Below are 15,863 nucleotides of genomic sequence, written 5' to 3'. Positions count from 1 at the left end.
CTACTCCTGGTGTTCGGCCCCGTCGTCGAGGTCCGTGTCGGGCACGTCCGAATCCGGTTCGGCGGCTTCCCGCGCAGCGGGGTCCGATGCTTCTGCATCCGGATCTGCCGAGTCAGCTTCTTCCGCGTCCGACTCTCCTACATTCGACGCCGCCGCGTCCGGCTCTTCCGCATTCAGCTCGTCTGCGCCCGACTCTTCTGCGCCCGACTCTTCTGCGCCCGACTCTTCTGGGACCGCCTCGGAGCGATGCAGCCACGCGTGGGTCGCATCGCTGTCGCCGCCGCGGTCGCTGCCGAGCGCGTTGTTGACATAGGCGACGGTCAGCGCCGCAGCGTCTTCGTCCGGGTAGGCCACCACCAGCGCCGACGCGAGCGCCGTCTCGTCGCTGAGGACGATCTCCGGTTCGGCTTCCGCCTCCGGTTCGGGGGCCGACGCGGGCTCCGCAGCGACCGCCTCCTGAGCGACGAGCGCCGCGGGCACCCCGGCGGCCTCCACCTTCGGGGCCTTCTTCTTCGAGGCCTTGTTCTTCGGTGGCTTCTCCGGCGAGGCCTTCTTCTCAGCAGCTTTCTTCTTCTCGGCAGCCTTCTTGTCGGCGGCCTTCTTCTCGACCACCGGTGCCGGCGCCTCGGGCGCGGCCTTCCGGCGACGCAGCCATCGGATCAGCAGTCCAAGCAGGATCAGCGCGAGCAGCACGCCCGCGGCGATCGCCACCCACGGCCACCACTTCTGCCACCACGACTGCTCGGCGGCCGGACCGGCCGCGGCCGCGCTGCTCGCCGGCTCCGCCTCGGTCGTCTGCGCAGCGAGCACCATGTCCGGGTAGGTGGCGGCGAGTTCGGCCGGCACCGTGGTCAGGCCGCTGGTCGACGACCAGGCGATCGCGGTGCCGGCGGGCCCGGCGAACTCCGACTCGTCGGCCCGCCCGGTGTAGGCGGTGTCCGACGTCGGGTAGCCGAACGGTCCGTCGACCCCGCCGGACGCCTGCCAGGCACGCAGCACTCCGCCGGTCACCAGCGAGGCGCGGGTGCTCGGGCTCCAGTAGATGGCCGCGGTCCCCGGTTCCCCGAAGACGCTGAACCGTCCGTCCCCGGCCTGCTGCTCGTCCTGCGTCGGAAATCCGATGGCGGCCGGTCCGCCCACCGCGCGGTACCGCGCGAGGATGGCGCCGAGGACGGCGTGCGCGCCCGTCTCCGGCGAGTAGTAGACGGTCCCGTTGGCGTAGGCCTGCGCCACACCGCCCGGACGCACCGTCCGCAGCGATCCGCGTGGCGCTCCGAGAGCGGCGCTGCGCGTCCCGTCCGCGACGTAGGCGTCGATCGCCGCCTGGCCGTCCGACCGCAGGTCGGCGTGCGCCGACGGTGCCGCGAGCGCGGTCCACACCAGGACGAAGGCGGCCAGCACGATTCCCAGGCGGCCCCGCCGCCCCCGAATCCCCTGCATCAGGAGTGCCGACCCCGCGGAGTGTCGTCATCGTCGTCGTTGCTCGGAACGGCCCACTTCGGGTCGAGCGGACCCTGGACCTCGAGTTCGGGCGAGGAGGACCCGGCGACACCGTCCTCCGGGTGTGCGCCGGTGTGCGCGTCGAGCCACTTGCTGTCGGCCAGGTCCCCGCGTTCGAGGTACTGCGCCTCCGGGTCCACGCCACCGCGCGCCTGGTGGGTCACGGTGCGCTGCGCCGTCGAATCCTCGATGACCCGCTCCACTTCGCGCTCCACCACCTTGCGCACGAAGACCGGCTTCTCGACCACCACCTCGACGATCTTCTCGACCGGCTTCTCGACGATCTTCTCGACCTCGACGTAGACGGGGCGCTCGACGACCTTCTCCACATCGATGAACACGGGCTTCTCCACCACGCGCTCGACAACCTGGTTGATCTCCCGCTCCACCAGCTTCTCCACCAGCACGGGGTTCTCGACGACCTTCTCGAACTCGCGGGTCACCGGCTTCTCCACCAGCTTCTCGGTGATCTCCGGGCGCTCGACGACCTTCTCGACGACGTGCTGCACCGGCTTGTCGATGACCTTCTCGACCACGGTGGGCTTCTCGACGATGCGTTCCACCACGCGGTCGACCGACTTCTCGACGATCTTCTCCACCACGTTCGGCTTCTCCACGATGCGTTCGACGAACCGTTCCACCGGCTGCTCGACGACCTTCTCCACCACGTTCGGCGTCTCGACGATCCGCTCCACCACGCGGTCGACCGACTTCTCGACGATCTTCTCCACCACGTTCGGCGTCTCGACGACCCGCTCCACGATGCGGTCGACGGGCTCCTCGATCACCTTCTCGATGATGTTGAGCTTCTCGACGATCTTCTCCACCTCGCGGTCGACCGGCTGGTCGACAACCTTCTCCACGATATTGGGGACCTCGACGATGCGCTCCACCTCGCGGTCGACGGCCTTCTCGATCACCTTCTCCACCACGTTCGGCGTCTCGACGACGCGCTCGACCACGTGGTCGACCGGCTTCTCGATCACCTTCTCCACGATGTTCGGCATCTCGACGACGCGTTCCACCTCGCGGTCGACCGGCTTCTCGACGACCTTCTCCACGATGTTCGGCATCTCGACCACGCGCTCGACCTCTCGGTCCACCGACTTCTCGACGAGTTCCTCGACGACGTTCGGGGTCTCGACCATGCGCTCGACGATGCGGTCGACCGGCTTCTCCACCACCTGCTCGATGATGTTGGGCTTCTCCACCACGCGTTCGACGACCCGGTCCACCGACTGCTCGACGACCTTCTCCACCACGTTGGGCTTCTCGACGATGCGCTCGACGATGTGGTCGACGACCTTCTCGACCGGCTTCTCGACGATCTGCTCGACGATCACCTCGCGCGGGGTCTCGACGAGTTTGATCACCGGCTTCTCCACGACGAGCTCGACGACCTTCTCGACCTCTTTTTCGACCATCTTGTAGACGATCTTCTCGACGGGGACTTCGACGATCTTCTCGACGATCTGCTCCACCGGCTTCTCGACGAGGACCTCGACGATCTTCTCCACCGGCACTTCGACGATCTTCTCGACGATCTGCTCCACCGGCATCTCGACTTCGCGTTCGACGATGGTGACCAGCGGCTTCTCCACGACACGCTCGATCGTGACTTCCTTCTCCACGATCTGGTCGCGGATGTCGACGATCAGCTTCTCCACGAGGCGATCGACCTCGACCGGGGCGTCGACCACTTCGTCGACGATGGAGACCACCAGCTTCTCCACCAGACGCGGCACGTCCACTTCGCGTTCGACGATCTCGTCGACGAACGACACCACGAGCTTCTCCACCAGGCGCGGCACGTCCACCGGGGTGTCCACCACGTCGTCGACGAAGGTCACCACCGGCTGCTCCACAGCGCGGGACACATCGACCGGCTTCTCGGTGACCTGGTCGACGATCGAGACGACCGGCTTCTCCACCATCCGCTGGATGTTGATCGGCTTCTCGGTGACGTCGTCGACGATCGACACGACCGGACGCTCCACCAGGCGCGGGACGTCGACGGGCTTCTCGACCACTTCGTCGACGACGGTGACGATCGGCTTCTCCACCATGCGGGAGACCGGCTTGGGCTTCTCCACCACGTCGTCGAGGACGGTGACGATCGGCTTCTCCACGAGCCGGCTGACCTCGACGGGCTTCTCCACCACGTCGTCGACGACGGTGACGATCGGCCGCTCCACCATCCGCGTGACGTCGACGGGCTTGTCGACCACGTCGTCGACGATGTTCACGATCGGCTTCTCGACCAGTCGGGAGATGTCGACCGGGACGTCCTGCACGTCGTCGCGCACGCTGACGACGGGGCGCTCCACCAGCCGGCTGACCTCGACGGCCTTGTCCTCGACAGAGTCGACGATGGTCACCACCGGCCGCTCCACCAGGCGGCTGACGGTGGTGGGCTTGTCGACCACCATGTCCACGGTGTCGACCACGAGGCGTTCGACGATCCGCTCGAGGGTGACGGGCTTGTCGACGATCCGCTCGACCGGGTTCTCCACGAGGCGCTCGACGGTGAATTCCCGATCCACTACGTTGTCGACGACCTTGGGGCTCGAGTCCGATTCGATGCGGTCATTCTTAGCCACAGTGCCTCCCTAGTGCTGGCTGTCGTACACGTGAATCACGCCGCCGCGGCGAAACGCCGAATGCTGCGCACAGTGTGGTGCGAGGTGCTCCCGGTTCGAGAGAGTTCCTGCCAGGCAAGACTACGTGAGCGGGCCCATAGACGAACAATCCCCCGGCGCATTGACCGGGGGATTATTCGTTTTCCATGGCGACCCTGACGGGACTCGAACCCGCGACCTCCGCCGTGACAGGGCGGCGCGCTAACCAACTGCGCCACAGGGCCATGAAATTATTCTCTCGTTCGCACGAGTTGTCCCCGCGTCACCGGGGTTACTACTACCCGTCGAAACGGGGTCTTGCGTGGCCAGAGTCGGGATCGAACCGACGACCTTCCGCTTTTCAGGCGGACGCTCGTACCAACTGAGCTACCTGGCCGGGCGGTTGTCGGACAGGAAAAATTCCGACGCCACACCTGGCGACCCTGACGGGACTCGAACCCGCGACCTCCGCCGTGACAGGGCGGCGCGCTAACCAACTGCGCCACAGGGCCATCTTCAATTATCTTCACGACTTGCACCGCAAAGCGTACCCCCTACGGGATTCGAACCCGCGCTACCGCCTTGAAAGGGCGGCGTCCTAGGCCGCTAGACGAAGGGGGCCCGCGTCCCCGTACCTGGGAGCTTGATCAGCGTATGGCACAACCTCCGAGAATCACAAATCGCCAGTTCAGACGCGATGTCGCCGCAATTTCACGCTACGACACGCATGCCGCTTGATACTTGCAATGGGAAGAACAAAGTACGGTCTGTAGCCATGAACGCCTCCGCTGCACCCAGCCGTCGTCGCGGTCGGCCCCGGCAGGACGAGCTCGCCGCCCGCCAGGCCGCGATGCTCGACGCTGCGGTGACCGTGCTCGTCGAGGACGGTTACGACGGTTTCACGGTCAGTGCCGTCGCCGACCGGGCCGGCACCTCCAAGAGCACGGTCTACTCCTGGTTCGGCAGCCGCGACGGACTACTCCAGTCGGTCATCAGCCGATCGCTCGAGGCGCACACCTCGCAGTTCCCGCCGCCGCTGCCGCTGTCGACGGACGAGAGTCCCCGCGACGTGCTGGTCGCGTTCACCGAACGCCTGATCCCGTCGATGCAGAGCGACGTCTCGCTCGCGCTGGCGCGGGCGGCGCTGTCGAATCGGCAGCTGCGTGCGACGCTATTGGCCACCGACGCCGGGGAACGCCCGCTGCTCACCGACTTCCTGGCCCAGCTGCACCGCAACGGCCACCTGCGGATCGACGATCCCGTCGCCGCCGCCAAGGTGTTGGTGGGCCTATTGCTGCAGGACGACCATCTGCTGATCCTGCTCGGCGAGTACCCGATGGACGGGAAGTCGGTCGGCCAACGCGCCGGCTTCGCCGTCGACATGTTCCTGTCGTTGTACGCGCGCGCCTGACTTCAGGTGCCCCCAGCAGGGCTCGAACCTGCGACCTGCGGATTAAAAGTCCGTAGCTCTACCAACTGAGCTATAGGGGCCCGCTTCTCAGCGACGTGCGCGGGGCACGACGGCGAGTGCGAAGTGAGCTTACCGCGCCGCCTCAGGGCAGCAGCACCGCAGGGGTCCGGCGCCGAGCGAGCACCGAACGCACGGCGTCGCCGAAGGCCGGAACGAACTGATCGGCACCGATCACACAGCAGGCGTGTCCGCCGTCGACCGGGAAGTCGAGCGTGTCGGCGATGCCCTCGGACAGCAGGGCCTGGCGCTGCGGCGGCACCGTCTTGTCGCGCGTGGAGATCACCACCGAGGTCGGCACGTCGATCTCGCCGAGCCAGTCGCGCGAGTCGAAGGTGGCCATCGCCTCACTGAAGGCGCCGAGCTTGCTGATCGGCGTGGACAGGAACTGGCTGATCCCCCACTTGGCCGGATGCTGCGACCAGTCGTTCAGGCGCGCATCCGACGGGATGGGCAGGTAACGGTCGAAGCGGCGCGCGATCGACGCCATCTTCTCGTCGCGGGCCAGCTCCTCCGGATCGAGGCTGGAGAAGAACGGTCCGGTGGAGCACAGCACCATGCCGTCGATCCGGTCGGCGTGGCGACGCCAGGCGAGCTGCGCGATGCCACCGCCCATCGAGAAGCCGGCCGCCGTGAAGTGGTTGATGCCGAGGACGTCGGCCACCGCGACCGCGTCGTCGGCGCAGTCCTCGAGCGTGAAGTCGGCCGAGCGGATGCCGCGGCCGTGCCAGCGGTGGTCGATGGTGATGACCCGGAAGTCCTTGGACATCTCCGGAATCACCGGATACCAGCAGAGCAGGCCGGTGGTCGCGACCGAGTGGAGCAGAAACAGTACCGGGGCCTCACGCGGCCCGGAATCGGTGATGAACGTGGTGCCACGCCCCGGCAGTTCGAGGTATTCACCGGTCGGCAGGTCACGGACGGGATACGGACTCACCACATGTCCGATCGCGCGCTTGACGGCACCGAACTTCGCCAAATTGTTACCCACGGACTCGACTTTACGCGCCGAACCGAGACAAATCCTGAGAATCGTTTCACAGTCCGGATGAATACCTGCAATACTGCGCCGGTGATTGCGATTGACCGCCCCAAACTCGAGGGCTCCGTGGCTGTCGGCGACAAGCGACGACGCCGCATCGGTTTTTCCGAGTTCGGTTCCCCCACCGGCCCCGTCGTCATCTGGTTGCACGGCACGCCGGGCGCACGACGTCAGATCCCGTGCGAGGCCCGCGAGTACGCCGAGGAGCGCGGCTTCCGGCTGATCGGACTCGACCGGCCCGGCGTGGGCTCGTCGACCGCCCACCGCTACGCGTCGATCAGTGAGTTCACCTCCGACTTCCAGCTCGTGCTCAGCACCCTCGGCGTCGATCGCTGCTCGGTGATCGGCATGTCCGGCGGCGGCCCCTACACCCTGGCGTGCGCCCGTTTCCTGCCCGACCGCGTGGTCTCCGTCGGCATCGTCGGCGGCGTGGCACCGGTGACCGGCCCGGACGGGATCGCCGGCGGCGCCGTCGACAACATCCGCAGTGTGGAGCCGCTCCTGACCAAGGCCGGCGGCCCGATCGGCAAGGCGGTCAGCGCGGTGCTGTCCGTCGCCCGTCCGATCGCCGAGCCGGCCATCGCCACCTACGGCCGTCTCTCCCCCGACGCCGACCGCGAACTGCTGTCGCGTCCCGAGTTCAAGGCCATGTTCCTCGACGACCTCCTGCACGGCGGCAGCCGCCGCATGGAGGCGCCGTTCGCCGATCTCGCGCTCTTCGTGCGGGACTGGGGTTTCCGAGTCGGCGACGTCACCGTCCCGGTGACCTGGTGGCACGGCGACCGCGACAACATCATTCCGTACGCGCACGGTCAGCACATGGTCACGCTGCTGCCCAACGCCGAGCTGGTCACGGTGCCCGGTCAGAGCCACCTGAGCACGCTCGGCATGTCGGTGGAGATCATCGACCAGGTGCTGGCGGCGCGGCCGGACGAGTCGCTGCGCCACGACCGCACCCCGCTGTCGGCCCTGGCTTAATCGGCGACTAACCCGCGGGTGCGGTGGTCGCCAGTCCGGCGGCCAAGCCCAGCAGTACCGCGAGCACGAGCGTCTCCGCCACGGCACGCCGCAGGGAGACGGCCTCGTCGGTGCGATGCCGGGCGGCCGCGGGTACCCACGTTCGACGCGCATGAGCGGCCAGCGCCAGCGCGGCGACCAGGCCCGCGGCCTTGGCCAGGACCACCCGCCCGTAACCCGTCTGCCACCAGTCCGCACTCCACCCCAACTCGGTGAGGGCGGCGGCCACCCCGGCGACGACGAGCACGCCCACCGCGGGCAACGCCCACCGGAGAAAACCGGGAGCGAGCGCGCCCACCCGCCCCGCCCGCGCACGGTCAGCGCCAGCGCGGCGAGGCTGCCGGCCACCAGGCCGCCAGCACCCGCGTGCACCCGACCAGCAGCGGTCCCCAGCCGGTCACCGCGGCGTGCCCGGTGACCGCCACCGCGAGCACGCCGGTCCCGGCGACGACGGCCACCAGGGTCGACGGTGCGAACGGCCGGTACGCCCAGGCCAGCACCACGATCGCGCCGGCGACGCAGATCAGCGCGGCCAATCCGGTCTGCACGCCGAGCACCATGTCGTCCAGGCGCACCTGCAGCGGTGGCCGACCGGCCCGCTCGGCCACCTGGAGCCAGGCCACGATCAGCGAGGCCGCGCCCCAGCAGCCGGCGGTCCCGGCGATGAGCGCGGGCGCCGGGTCGGCGCCGATCAGGGGCAGCGCCCCGAGCCCGACCAGCAGGCTGCCTGCGGCCAGCGCGATCCCGGCGGGCCAGGCCGAGGAGAGCGGACCGGCCGCCCCGGCCAGGGCCACGCACAGCGCCAGCCCGACGAGGACGCCGAGGAGACCGCCGATCAGGACCAGGCCCGCACGACGGGGCCCGGCGACGGTGAGTTGCGGGAGACTCACTCTTCCCGGCGACGCAGCACCAGCACCACGGCCCCGGCGATCACCAAGAGCACCACCACGACGATCAGCACGATCGCCCACACCGGGAAGCCGCTGCCCTCGTCGGTCACGGCCAGCTCTTCCGCGTCGGCGAGCGCACCGGGCTGTCCGTCACCGGCGACGGTGAGCGTGAAGGTCCGCTGCCCCTGCACGGGGTGGCCGTCGGCCGAGGTGACGCGGAAGTTGACCTTGTACTCGCCCACCGGGCCGAGCGCGTTGACCGGCACCGACACCGTGCGGCCGCTCACCACCGGGTCGCCCTGCTGCCAGAAGTGGCCGTCCGGGCCGATCACCAGCAGCGTCGCGTACTCGGCGCGCAGCTCCTCGTTGAAGGTGACCGACACCTCGCCCGGGGAACGGTCGAGCTCGGCACCGCTGGCCGGCGACGAGCTGATCACACCCGAGTGCGCGGCGGCCGGCCCCGCGGCCGCGAGCCCGACTCCGAAGAACCCGACGAGCAGCGCCACCACCGACGTGATCACCACCGCGGCGGGGCGACGCGCGGGCCGCGCGGCAGCGGAGGTCGAACCGGACACGGGGACGGGAACGATCGAGGTGAGCTTCATGCGCCCCATGATGCCAGGCGGGATAACGTAGAGCGGTGTCGGTCTATTCTCACGGCTTCGCCCGCATCGCCGCCGCCGTGCCGCTCGTGGCACTGGCCGATCCGCAGCGCAACGCCGAACGCACCATCGCCCTGATTCAGCAGGCCCACACCGCGGACGCCGCGCTGGTGGTCTTCCCCGAGCTGGGCCTGTGCGGGTACAGCGTGGACGACCTCGTCCAGCAGGACGCGCTCGGTGACGCGGTGATGGCGGCCCTCGACGAGATCGTCGAGGCGACGCTCGGGCTGCGTCCCCTGGTGGCCGTCGGCGCCCCGCTGCGCGTGGACGACGCCCTGTTCAACTGCGCGATCCTTATCCAAGACGGCCAGATCCTCGGGGTGACCCCCAAGTCGTATCTGCCGAACTACCGCGAGTTCTACGAGCAACGCTACTTCGCCGCCGCCCGCGACGCCGTGGTCGACTCGGTGGTGCTCGGCGGCCAGGAGGTCCCGTTCGGCACCGACCTGATCTTCGAGGCCGCGGACCTGCCCGGCTTCCGCGTGCACGCCGAGGTCTGCGAGGACAGCTGGGTGCCGATCCCGCCGAGCACCCTGGCGTCCCTCGCCGGAGCGACGGTGCTGGTGAACCTGTCCGGCAGCCCGGTGACCGTCGGCAAGGAGGCCTACCGGGAGGCTCTGGTCACCGGTCAGTCGGCCCGCTGCGTGGCCGCGCAGGTGTACGTGGCGTCCGGCTTCGGCGAGTCGACCACCGACCTGGCCTGGGACGGCGACGCCCTGATCGCCGAGAACGGCACCCTCCTGGCCCGCAGCGCAGCCTTCGCGATGGACGAGCAGCTCATCGTCACCGACGTCGACCTCGATCGGCTGCGGCAGGAACGCGCCCGGATGATCAGCCTGCGCGACCAGGTCGGCGACTACGCCGCCGCGGTGCGCGACTTCCGCCGCATCGTTTTCACGCTCGGCGACCTCGACGACGCCGACCCGGACCTGCGCCGGCGCGTGCCCCGCTACCCGTTCGTGCCGACCTCCGAGGCCGACCGCCAGCAGCGGTGCCGCGAGGTGATGAACATTCAGGTCCAGGGTCTGGCCCAGCGCCTGCGCGCCACCGGGCTGACCCGCGTGCTGATCGGCGTCTCCGGCGGCCTGGACTCCACGCTCGCGCTGCTGGCCGCGGTGGAGACCTTCGACCGCCTCGGGTTGGACCGCACCGACATCCACGCGTACACGATGCCGGGCTTCGCGACGGCCTCGCACACGCTGGCGCGCAGCCACGTGCTGATGGATTCGCTGGGCGTCAGCGGCACCGAACTCGACATCCGGCCGTCGTGCCTGCAGATGCTGGCCGATCTGGGGCACCCGTTCGCCGAGGGCGAGCCGGTCTACGACGTCACCTTCGAGAACGTGCAGGCCGGGGAACGGACGTCGCATCTGTTCCGCCTGGCCAACCACCTCGGCGGCATCGTGCTGGGCACCGGCGACCTGTCCGAACTGGCCCTGGGCTGGTGCACCTACGGTGTCGGCGACCAGATGTCGCACTACAACGTGAACGGCTCGGTGCCGAAGTCGCTGATCCAGCACCAGATCCGCGCCATGATCGACGCCGGGTCGTACCTGCCGGAGACCACCGCCGCACTGCGCGAGATCCTCGCCGACGTCATCACCCCGGAGCTGATCCCGCCGGGCGAGGACGGTGCGGTGCAGAGCACCGAGGACACCGTCGGCCCGTACGAGCTGCACGACTTCTTCCTCTACTACCTGACCCGCTTCGGGTACCGGCCGGCCAAGATCGCCTACCTCGCCGAGCAGGCCTGGCGGGACAAGAACACCGGCCACTGGCCGTCGATGATGGCCGACGACGAGCGGAACGAGTACGACGCCGCCACCATCGCCCGGTGGCTGGAGGTGTTCCTCCGCCGCTTCATGGCCAACCAGTTCAAGCGCACGGCCATGCCGAACGGCCCGAAGATCGGGTCCGGCGGCTCACTGTCGCCGCGCGGCGACTGGCGCGCGCCGTCGGACGCCCCGGCCACGGTCTGGCTCGACGGCCTGAAGTAGCGCCTCGCGAGACGCCCCCAGAGACACCGCTGCCCCCTCCGATCAGGAGGGGGCAGCGGTGATCGCGGTTACTCGCCTTCGACGTGCAACACCTTGATCTCGTCGACCACGGCAGCCTCGGCCGCGGCGCGCACCTCCGCGTCCATGGCCTCGGCCACCTCGGTCGCCGCCACCTCGGCGTCGACCGCGGCCGTCAACTCGTCGAGCTGCTTCTCGAAGCCGTCGCAGAGGTCCCAGATGTCCGGGGTGATGTCCGCGCAGGTGAGCAGACCGATGTTGAGCACGCCGCCGGCCGAGAACACGGTGATGTTCAAACCGAGGCCGTGGAAGATCGGCGCCAGCGGGTACACCGACTCCACGCGGCCGCCCAGCAGGTACATGTCGTACGGCGGGCCCGCGACGTTGGAGATCACGGTGTTGAAGATCGGCGGGTGCAGGGCCGACAGGCGACGGTCGGCGTAGAGCCGCATGAACGCCCCGAGCGTGTTGCCGGGCGCGAACTCGGCGAACGCGCGCAGCATGTTCGGGTCGACGTCGCTGTGGTGCGCCTTGGCCTGGTTGGCGTAGATGCCGGCCACGCGCAGCCGCTCGATCGGGTCGGCCACCGTGGTGGGCAGTCGGGTGAACATGCCGGTCACCTTGTTGGTGCCGGCCACCACGAGGTCCTTCTCCTCGGCGCCGCGCACAGACACCGGCACCAGACCGACCAGCGGGTCGTCGGGCAGCTCGGCGCGCTCGTCCAGGTAGTCGCGCAGCGCGCCACCGGTCATGGCCAGCACCACGTCGTTCACCTTGACGCCGAAGTGGTCCTTGATCCGCTTCACCTCGGCCATCGGCAACTGCGTCAGCGCGATCGAGCGGCGCGGCGTGAGCGGCGCGTTGAAGCGGGTGCGCGGTGCGAGGAAGGGTGCGGGCATGCCGTCGCCCGAGCGCACGCGCTTGATCCACTCCACCGGCACCGGCAGGCTCTTCGGGATCAGTTTCACGGCGGCGATCGGACGCTGCCAGAAGTAGTTGAGGGCGCCGCCGACGGCCAGCTCCACGCGCGGCGCTTCCCCCGCGGTGATCGCGACCTGCTCGGGATCGAGCTCGGGCGGATCCGGCGACACGGTGGCCAGTTGACCGAGGATGTCGGCGACCGTGGCGCCGTCGACCGAGGCGTGGTGCATGCGGAGCAGCAGCGCGACGCGGTCGTTCTCCATGCCCTCCATCACCCAGAGGTCCCAGAGCGGCTTCTTACGGTCGAGCTGCTGACCGACGAGATGACTGCACATCTGCGCCACCTCGCGCACGCGCCCCGGCGACGGGATCGCGATACGGACCACGTGCCGCTCGATGTCGAAGTCCTCGTCTTCCACCCACACCGGATGGTCGATGTTGGTCACCGAATCGGCCAGCTTGCGGCGGAAGATCGGCAGACCCTTGACGCGGCGCGCCATCTCGGTCCGCAGCTTCCCGAAGGAGTATCCGCCCGGAATGGTCGACGGATCGATCTGCAGGATCGCCGCGACGCTCATCACCTGCGACGGCGTCTCCAAGTACAGAAAGGAGGCGTCCAGACCACTGAGCCGTTCCATTCAGGTTGCTCCCCTGCTCGTCGAAATTCATCGGGGCCGACCCCGGTGCGGGCCTCAAGTCCACAGTAGACTCGCGACCACCCGCGGGCCCGGCCTTGAAGGAGGCCGAATTCATACCCGCCCCCTGCAATATTAGAACACGTTACAGTTCTTGCGTGACCGACAGATTCTCCGCAGCAGAACTCGATGCCGCTTTCGCCGTGTTCCAACAGACCGTCGCCGAAGTCGCGGTGAGCCGTGACTGGGACCGCTGGACCGACCAGTTCACCGAAGACGCCCATTACGTGGAACACGCCTACGGCACGTTCGACGGACGGGAAGCCATCCGCGCCTGGGTCACCAAGACGATGACGTCGTTCCCGGGCAGCCACATGACCGAGTACCCCTCGCTGTGGCATGTCAGCGACCCGAAGACCGGCCGGGTGATCTGCGAGATCGACAACCCGATGCGCGATCCGGGCGACGGCAGCAGATGGGGCGCCACCAACATCACCATCCTCACCTACGCCGGCGACGGCCTGTGGAGCAGCGAGGAGGACGTCTACAACCCGATGGAGTTCGGGAAGATGACCTACGACTGGTGCGTGCGGGCCGCCGAGTGCGGCACGCTCGACGAACCGGCGCGTCGTTGGATGGAGACCTACGGCGCCGCATTCGCCCCGCGCCGCAAGCGCGCCGACGACTGAGTCCATGGACCCGGATACGGCGCCGAACACCCCGACAGACTTGGGACGACCTCGCAAGTGCCGTAGCCTGAAGAGAGATCTTTCGTCGACAAGTCCGCTTGTCGACGCCGAACGCCCCCGACCCAGAGGATTCACCGATGGCACGTGAACTCACGCAACTCGAGCTTCTCCGGGAGCTCGAGTCGACGGCCGAAGACAACGTCAACCGGCACCTCAAGGTGGCCCGCGACTGGAACCCGCACGACTACGTGCCGTGGTCCGACGGCAAGGATTTCGCCGCCAACGGCGGCGTCGACTACGACCCCGCGGACAGCAAGCTCGACGAGGTCGCCAAGGCCGCGATGATCACCAACCTACTGACCGAGGACAACCTGCCCTCGTACCACCGGGTGATCGCCGACAACTTCTCCATGGACTCCGCCTGGGGCCACTGGGTGGGCCGCTGGACCGCTGAGGAGAACCGCCACTCCATCGTGATGCGCGACTACCTCGTGGTGACCCGCGGCGTGGATCCCGTGGCCCTCGAAGAGGCCCGGATGATCCACATGACCAACGGCTACGACCCGATGCTCGCCGCCGCCGGCCGGACCGAGGAGCTCGAGGGTCAGGACATCGACGGTGTGGGCCTGCTCCACTCGGTCGCCTACGTGACCTTCCAGGAGCTCGCCACCCGGGTGAGCCACCGCAACACCGGCAAGGCCTGCAACGACCCGATCGCCGACCGCATGCTGCAGCGCGTGGCCGCCGACGAGAACCTGCACATGATCTTCTACCGCAACATCTGCGGCGCGGGCATGGACCTGTCGCCGGACCAGACGCTGCGCGCGGTCACCGACATCGTCACCAACTTCCAGATGCCCGGTGCCGGCATGCCGAACTTCCGTCGCCACGGCGTCCTGATGGCCAAGCACGGCATCTACGACCTGCGTCAGCACCTCGAAGAGGTCATCATGCCGGTCCTGCGGAAGTGGAACGTCTTCGAGCGCAACGACTTCGGCGCCGAGGGTGAGAAGACCCGCGACGAGCTGGCCGCCTTCCTGGAGCAGCTGGAGGCCGACGCCTCCCGCTTCGAGGAGATGCGCGACCGTTCCCTCGCCCGCGAAGCGGCCAAGGCCGCCAAGGCCGCTTCCTGATCAGCAAGGACGCGAACCCTGAGTAGCAACACCCTGGCACCGGCGCCCTCGACCACCGAGGGCGCCGGTTCCGTGCTGTTTCCGGCAGACGGCGCGGCGCTCCCGAGCACCGACAAACTGCGGATCGGCTCGATCGAACTGAACAGCCCGGTGGTCCTCGCGCCGATGGCCGGCGTCACCAACGTCGCCTTCCGCATGCTGTGCCGCGAGCTCGAACTCGCCCGCACCGGCACCGTCTCGGGCCTCTACGTCTGCGAGATGGTCACCGCCCGCGCCCTCTACGAGCGCCACCCGGTCACCATGCACATGACCACCTTCGACCCGTCCGAATCGCCGCGCTCGATGCAGCTGTACACGGTGGATCCGGAGTACACCTACCGCGCCGCGAAGATGATCGTCGACGAAGGCCTGGCCGATCACATCGACATGAACTTCGGCTGCCCGGTCCCCAAGGTGACCAAGCGCGGCGGCGGCTCGGCCATCCCGTACAAGCGCCGCCTGTTCCGCCGGATCGTCGCGGCCGCGGTCAAGGCCACCGAGGGCACCGACATCCCGGTGACCGTGAAGTTCCGCATCGGGATCGACGACGACCACCACACCCACCTCGATGCGGGACGCATCGCCGAGGAGGAGGGCGCGGCCGCCGTCGCCCTGCATGCGCGTACCGCCGCGCAGCGCTATTCCGGCACGGCCCACTGGGATCAGATCGCGCGCCTCAAGGAACACGTCACCTCGATTCCGGTGCTCGGCAACGGCGACATCTTCGAACCCGAGGATGCGGTGCGCATGATGACGCAGACCGGATGCGACGGCGTCGTGATCGGCCGCGGCTGCCTCGGCCGCCCGTGGCTGTTCGCCGAACTGTCCGCACGCCTGCGCGGCGAACCAGCCCCCGCGGCGCCGAATCTGGGCGAAGTGGGCCAGATCATGTACCGCCACGGCGAGCTGCTCAGCGCGCACCACGGCGAGGACAAGGGCATGCGCGAGATCCGCAAGCACATCGCCTGGTACCTGCGCGGGTTCCCGGCCGGCTCGGACGTCCGCTCCCAGCTGTCCTTGGTCAGCAGCCTCGCTGACCTGCAGAAGCTGATCGACGGACTGGACGCCGACGCCCCGTTCCCCGACGACGGGCACGGTCCGCGCGGCCGTCAGGGCACCCCGGCGAGCGTGCACCTGCCCGAGGGCTGGCTCGACGATCCCGAAGAGGACATCGTTCCCGAAGGCGCGGAGATCATGCACTCCGGCGGCTGACCGGCCCGCCTACAGATTCCTC

At 68.6% G+C, this 15,863-nt stretch carries 13 protein-coding genes and 5 tRNA genes; 6 read left to right on the top strand and 12 right to left on the bottom strand.

What is annotated here, in order from left to right:
* The 6 genes from MUG78_RS09100 to MUG78_RS09075 form a co-directional block, all read right to left on the bottom strand.
* On the bottom strand, positions 1-1,440 hold the full coding sequence (locus MUG78_RS09100; protein WP_246994044.1) for a hypothetical protein: 1,440 nt from the start codon (positions 1,438-1,440) through the stop codon (positions 1-3).
* A complete protein-coding gene (locus MUG78_RS09095) occupies positions 1,440-4,100 on the bottom strand; it encodes a hypothetical protein (protein WP_246994042.1) in 2,661 nt (886 codons plus the stop codon). Before MUG78_RS09095 ends, MUG78_RS09100 begins: the two co-directional genes overlap by 1 nt.
* 186 nt (positions 4,101-4,286) lie before the next feature.
* A tRNA-Asp gene (locus MUG78_RS09090) sits at positions 4,287-4,363 on the bottom strand.
* A 78-nt stretch (positions 4,364-4,441) separates the two neighbouring features.
* A tRNA-Phe gene (locus MUG78_RS09085) sits at positions 4,442-4,515 on the bottom strand.
* 38 nt (positions 4,516-4,553) lie between these two features.
* Positions 4,554-4,630: transfer RNA gene (locus MUG78_RS09080), tRNA-Asp, on the bottom strand.
* A gap of 36 nt (positions 4,631-4,666) precedes the next feature.
* Positions 4,667-4,739, bottom strand: a tRNA-Glu gene (locus MUG78_RS09075).
* A gap of 154 nt (positions 4,740-4,893) precedes the next feature.
* On the opposite strand from MUG78_RS09075, the gene MUG78_RS09070 reads away from it, so the two are divergent.
* Positions 4,894-5,529, top strand: a complete 636-nt coding sequence (locus MUG78_RS09070; protein WP_246994040.1) for a TetR/AcrR family transcriptional regulator — start codon at positions 4,894-4,896, stop codon at positions 5,527-5,529.
* Between the two features lie 7 nt (positions 5,530-5,536).
* Here MUG78_RS09070 and MUG78_RS09065 read toward each other — a convergent pair.
* Positions 5,537-5,609: transfer RNA gene (locus MUG78_RS09065), tRNA-Lys, on the bottom strand.
* A 62-nt stretch (positions 5,610-5,671) separates the two neighbouring features.
* Positions 5,672-6,577 (bottom strand): alpha/beta fold hydrolase, encoded by a 906-nt coding sequence (locus MUG78_RS09060; RefSeq protein WP_246994038.1) that lies wholly within the window; start codon positions 6,575-6,577, stop codon positions 5,672-5,674.
* A gap of 81 nt (positions 6,578-6,658) precedes the next feature.
* On the opposite strand from MUG78_RS09060, the gene MUG78_RS09055 reads away from it, so the two are divergent.
* The gene (locus MUG78_RS09055; RefSeq protein ID WP_246994036.1) at positions 6,659-7,606 is read left to right on the top strand and encodes an alpha/beta fold hydrolase; all 948 of its coding nucleotides are present in this window, start codon (positions 6,659-6,661) and stop codon (positions 7,604-7,606) included.
* A gap of 7 nt (positions 7,607-7,613) precedes the next feature.
* Here MUG78_RS09055 and MUG78_RS09050 read toward each other — a convergent pair whose 3' ends face one another.
* Genes MUG78_RS09050 through MUG78_RS09040 form a run of 3 tightly spaced genes read right to left on the bottom strand, consistent with a single transcriptional unit; the run spans position 7,614 to position 9,140 of the window.
* Positions 7,614-7,943 (bottom strand): CopD family protein, encoded by a 330-nt coding sequence (locus tag MUG78_RS09050; protein ID WP_246994033.1) that lies wholly within the window; start codon positions 7,941-7,943, stop codon positions 7,614-7,616.
* Positions 7,944-7,962: 19 nt separating this feature from the next.
* Positions 7,963-8,535: a hypothetical protein gene (locus MUG78_RS09045; RefSeq protein WP_246994031.1), complete on the bottom strand. Its 573-nt coding sequence runs from the start codon at positions 8,533-8,535 to the stop codon at positions 7,963-7,965.
* The gene (locus MUG78_RS09040; RefSeq protein WP_246994029.1) at positions 8,532-9,140 is read right to left on the bottom strand and encodes a copper resistance CopC family protein; all 609 of its coding nucleotides are present in this window, start codon (positions 9,138-9,140) and stop codon (positions 8,532-8,534) included. The genes MUG78_RS09045 and MUG78_RS09040 overlap by 4 nt, the downstream gene beginning before the upstream one ends.
* 35 nt (positions 9,141-9,175) lie before the next feature.
* Here MUG78_RS09040 and MUG78_RS09035 point away from each other — a divergent pair, with 35 nt between their 5' ends.
* Positions 9,176-11,194: an NAD(+) synthase gene (locus tag MUG78_RS09035; protein WP_246994027.1), complete on the top strand. Its 2,019-nt coding sequence runs from the start codon at positions 9,176-9,178 to the stop codon at positions 11,192-11,194.
* Between the two features lie 68 nt (positions 11,195-11,262).
* Here the strand turns inward: MUG78_RS09035 and MUG78_RS09030 are convergent, their stop codons facing one another.
* Entirely contained in the window at positions 11,263-12,771 is a 1,509-nt protein-coding gene (locus MUG78_RS09030) for a WS/DGAT/MGAT family O-acyltransferase (protein ID WP_246994025.1), read from the bottom strand.
* 155 nt (positions 12,772-12,926) lie between these two features.
* Between MUG78_RS09030 and MUG78_RS09025 the strand changes: the two genes are divergently transcribed.
* The 3 genes from MUG78_RS09025 (at position 12,927) to dusB (ending at position 15,841) form a co-directional block, all read left to right on the top strand.
* Positions 12,927-13,457, top strand: coding sequence for a nuclear transport factor 2 family protein (locus tag MUG78_RS09025; RefSeq protein ID WP_246994023.1), 531 nt, complete (start codon positions 12,927-12,929; stop codon positions 13,455-13,457).
* 137 nt (positions 13,458-13,594) lie between these two features.
* Positions 13,595-14,590, top strand: coding sequence for an acyl-ACP desaturase (locus MUG78_RS09020; protein ID WP_246994021.1), 996 nt, complete (start codon positions 13,595-13,597; stop codon positions 14,588-14,590).
* Between the two features lie 75 nt (positions 14,591-14,665).
* Positions 14,666-15,841, top strand: a complete 1,176-nt coding sequence (gene dusB, locus MUG78_RS09015) for a tRNA dihydrouridine synthase DusB (RefSeq protein ID WP_281500139.1) — start codon at positions 14,666-14,668, stop codon at positions 15,839-15,841.
* Positions 15,842-15,863: the final 22 nt, after the last annotated feature.

This window comes from Gordonia alkaliphila (assembly GCF_023017165.1).
GTDB classification, from domain to species: domain Bacteria; phylum Actinomycetota; class Actinomycetes; order Mycobacteriales; family Mycobacteriaceae; genus Gordonia; species Gordonia alkaliphila.
Note: the sequence above shows the minus strand (reverse complement) of the source record. Positions and strands in the feature narration are given on the sequence as shown.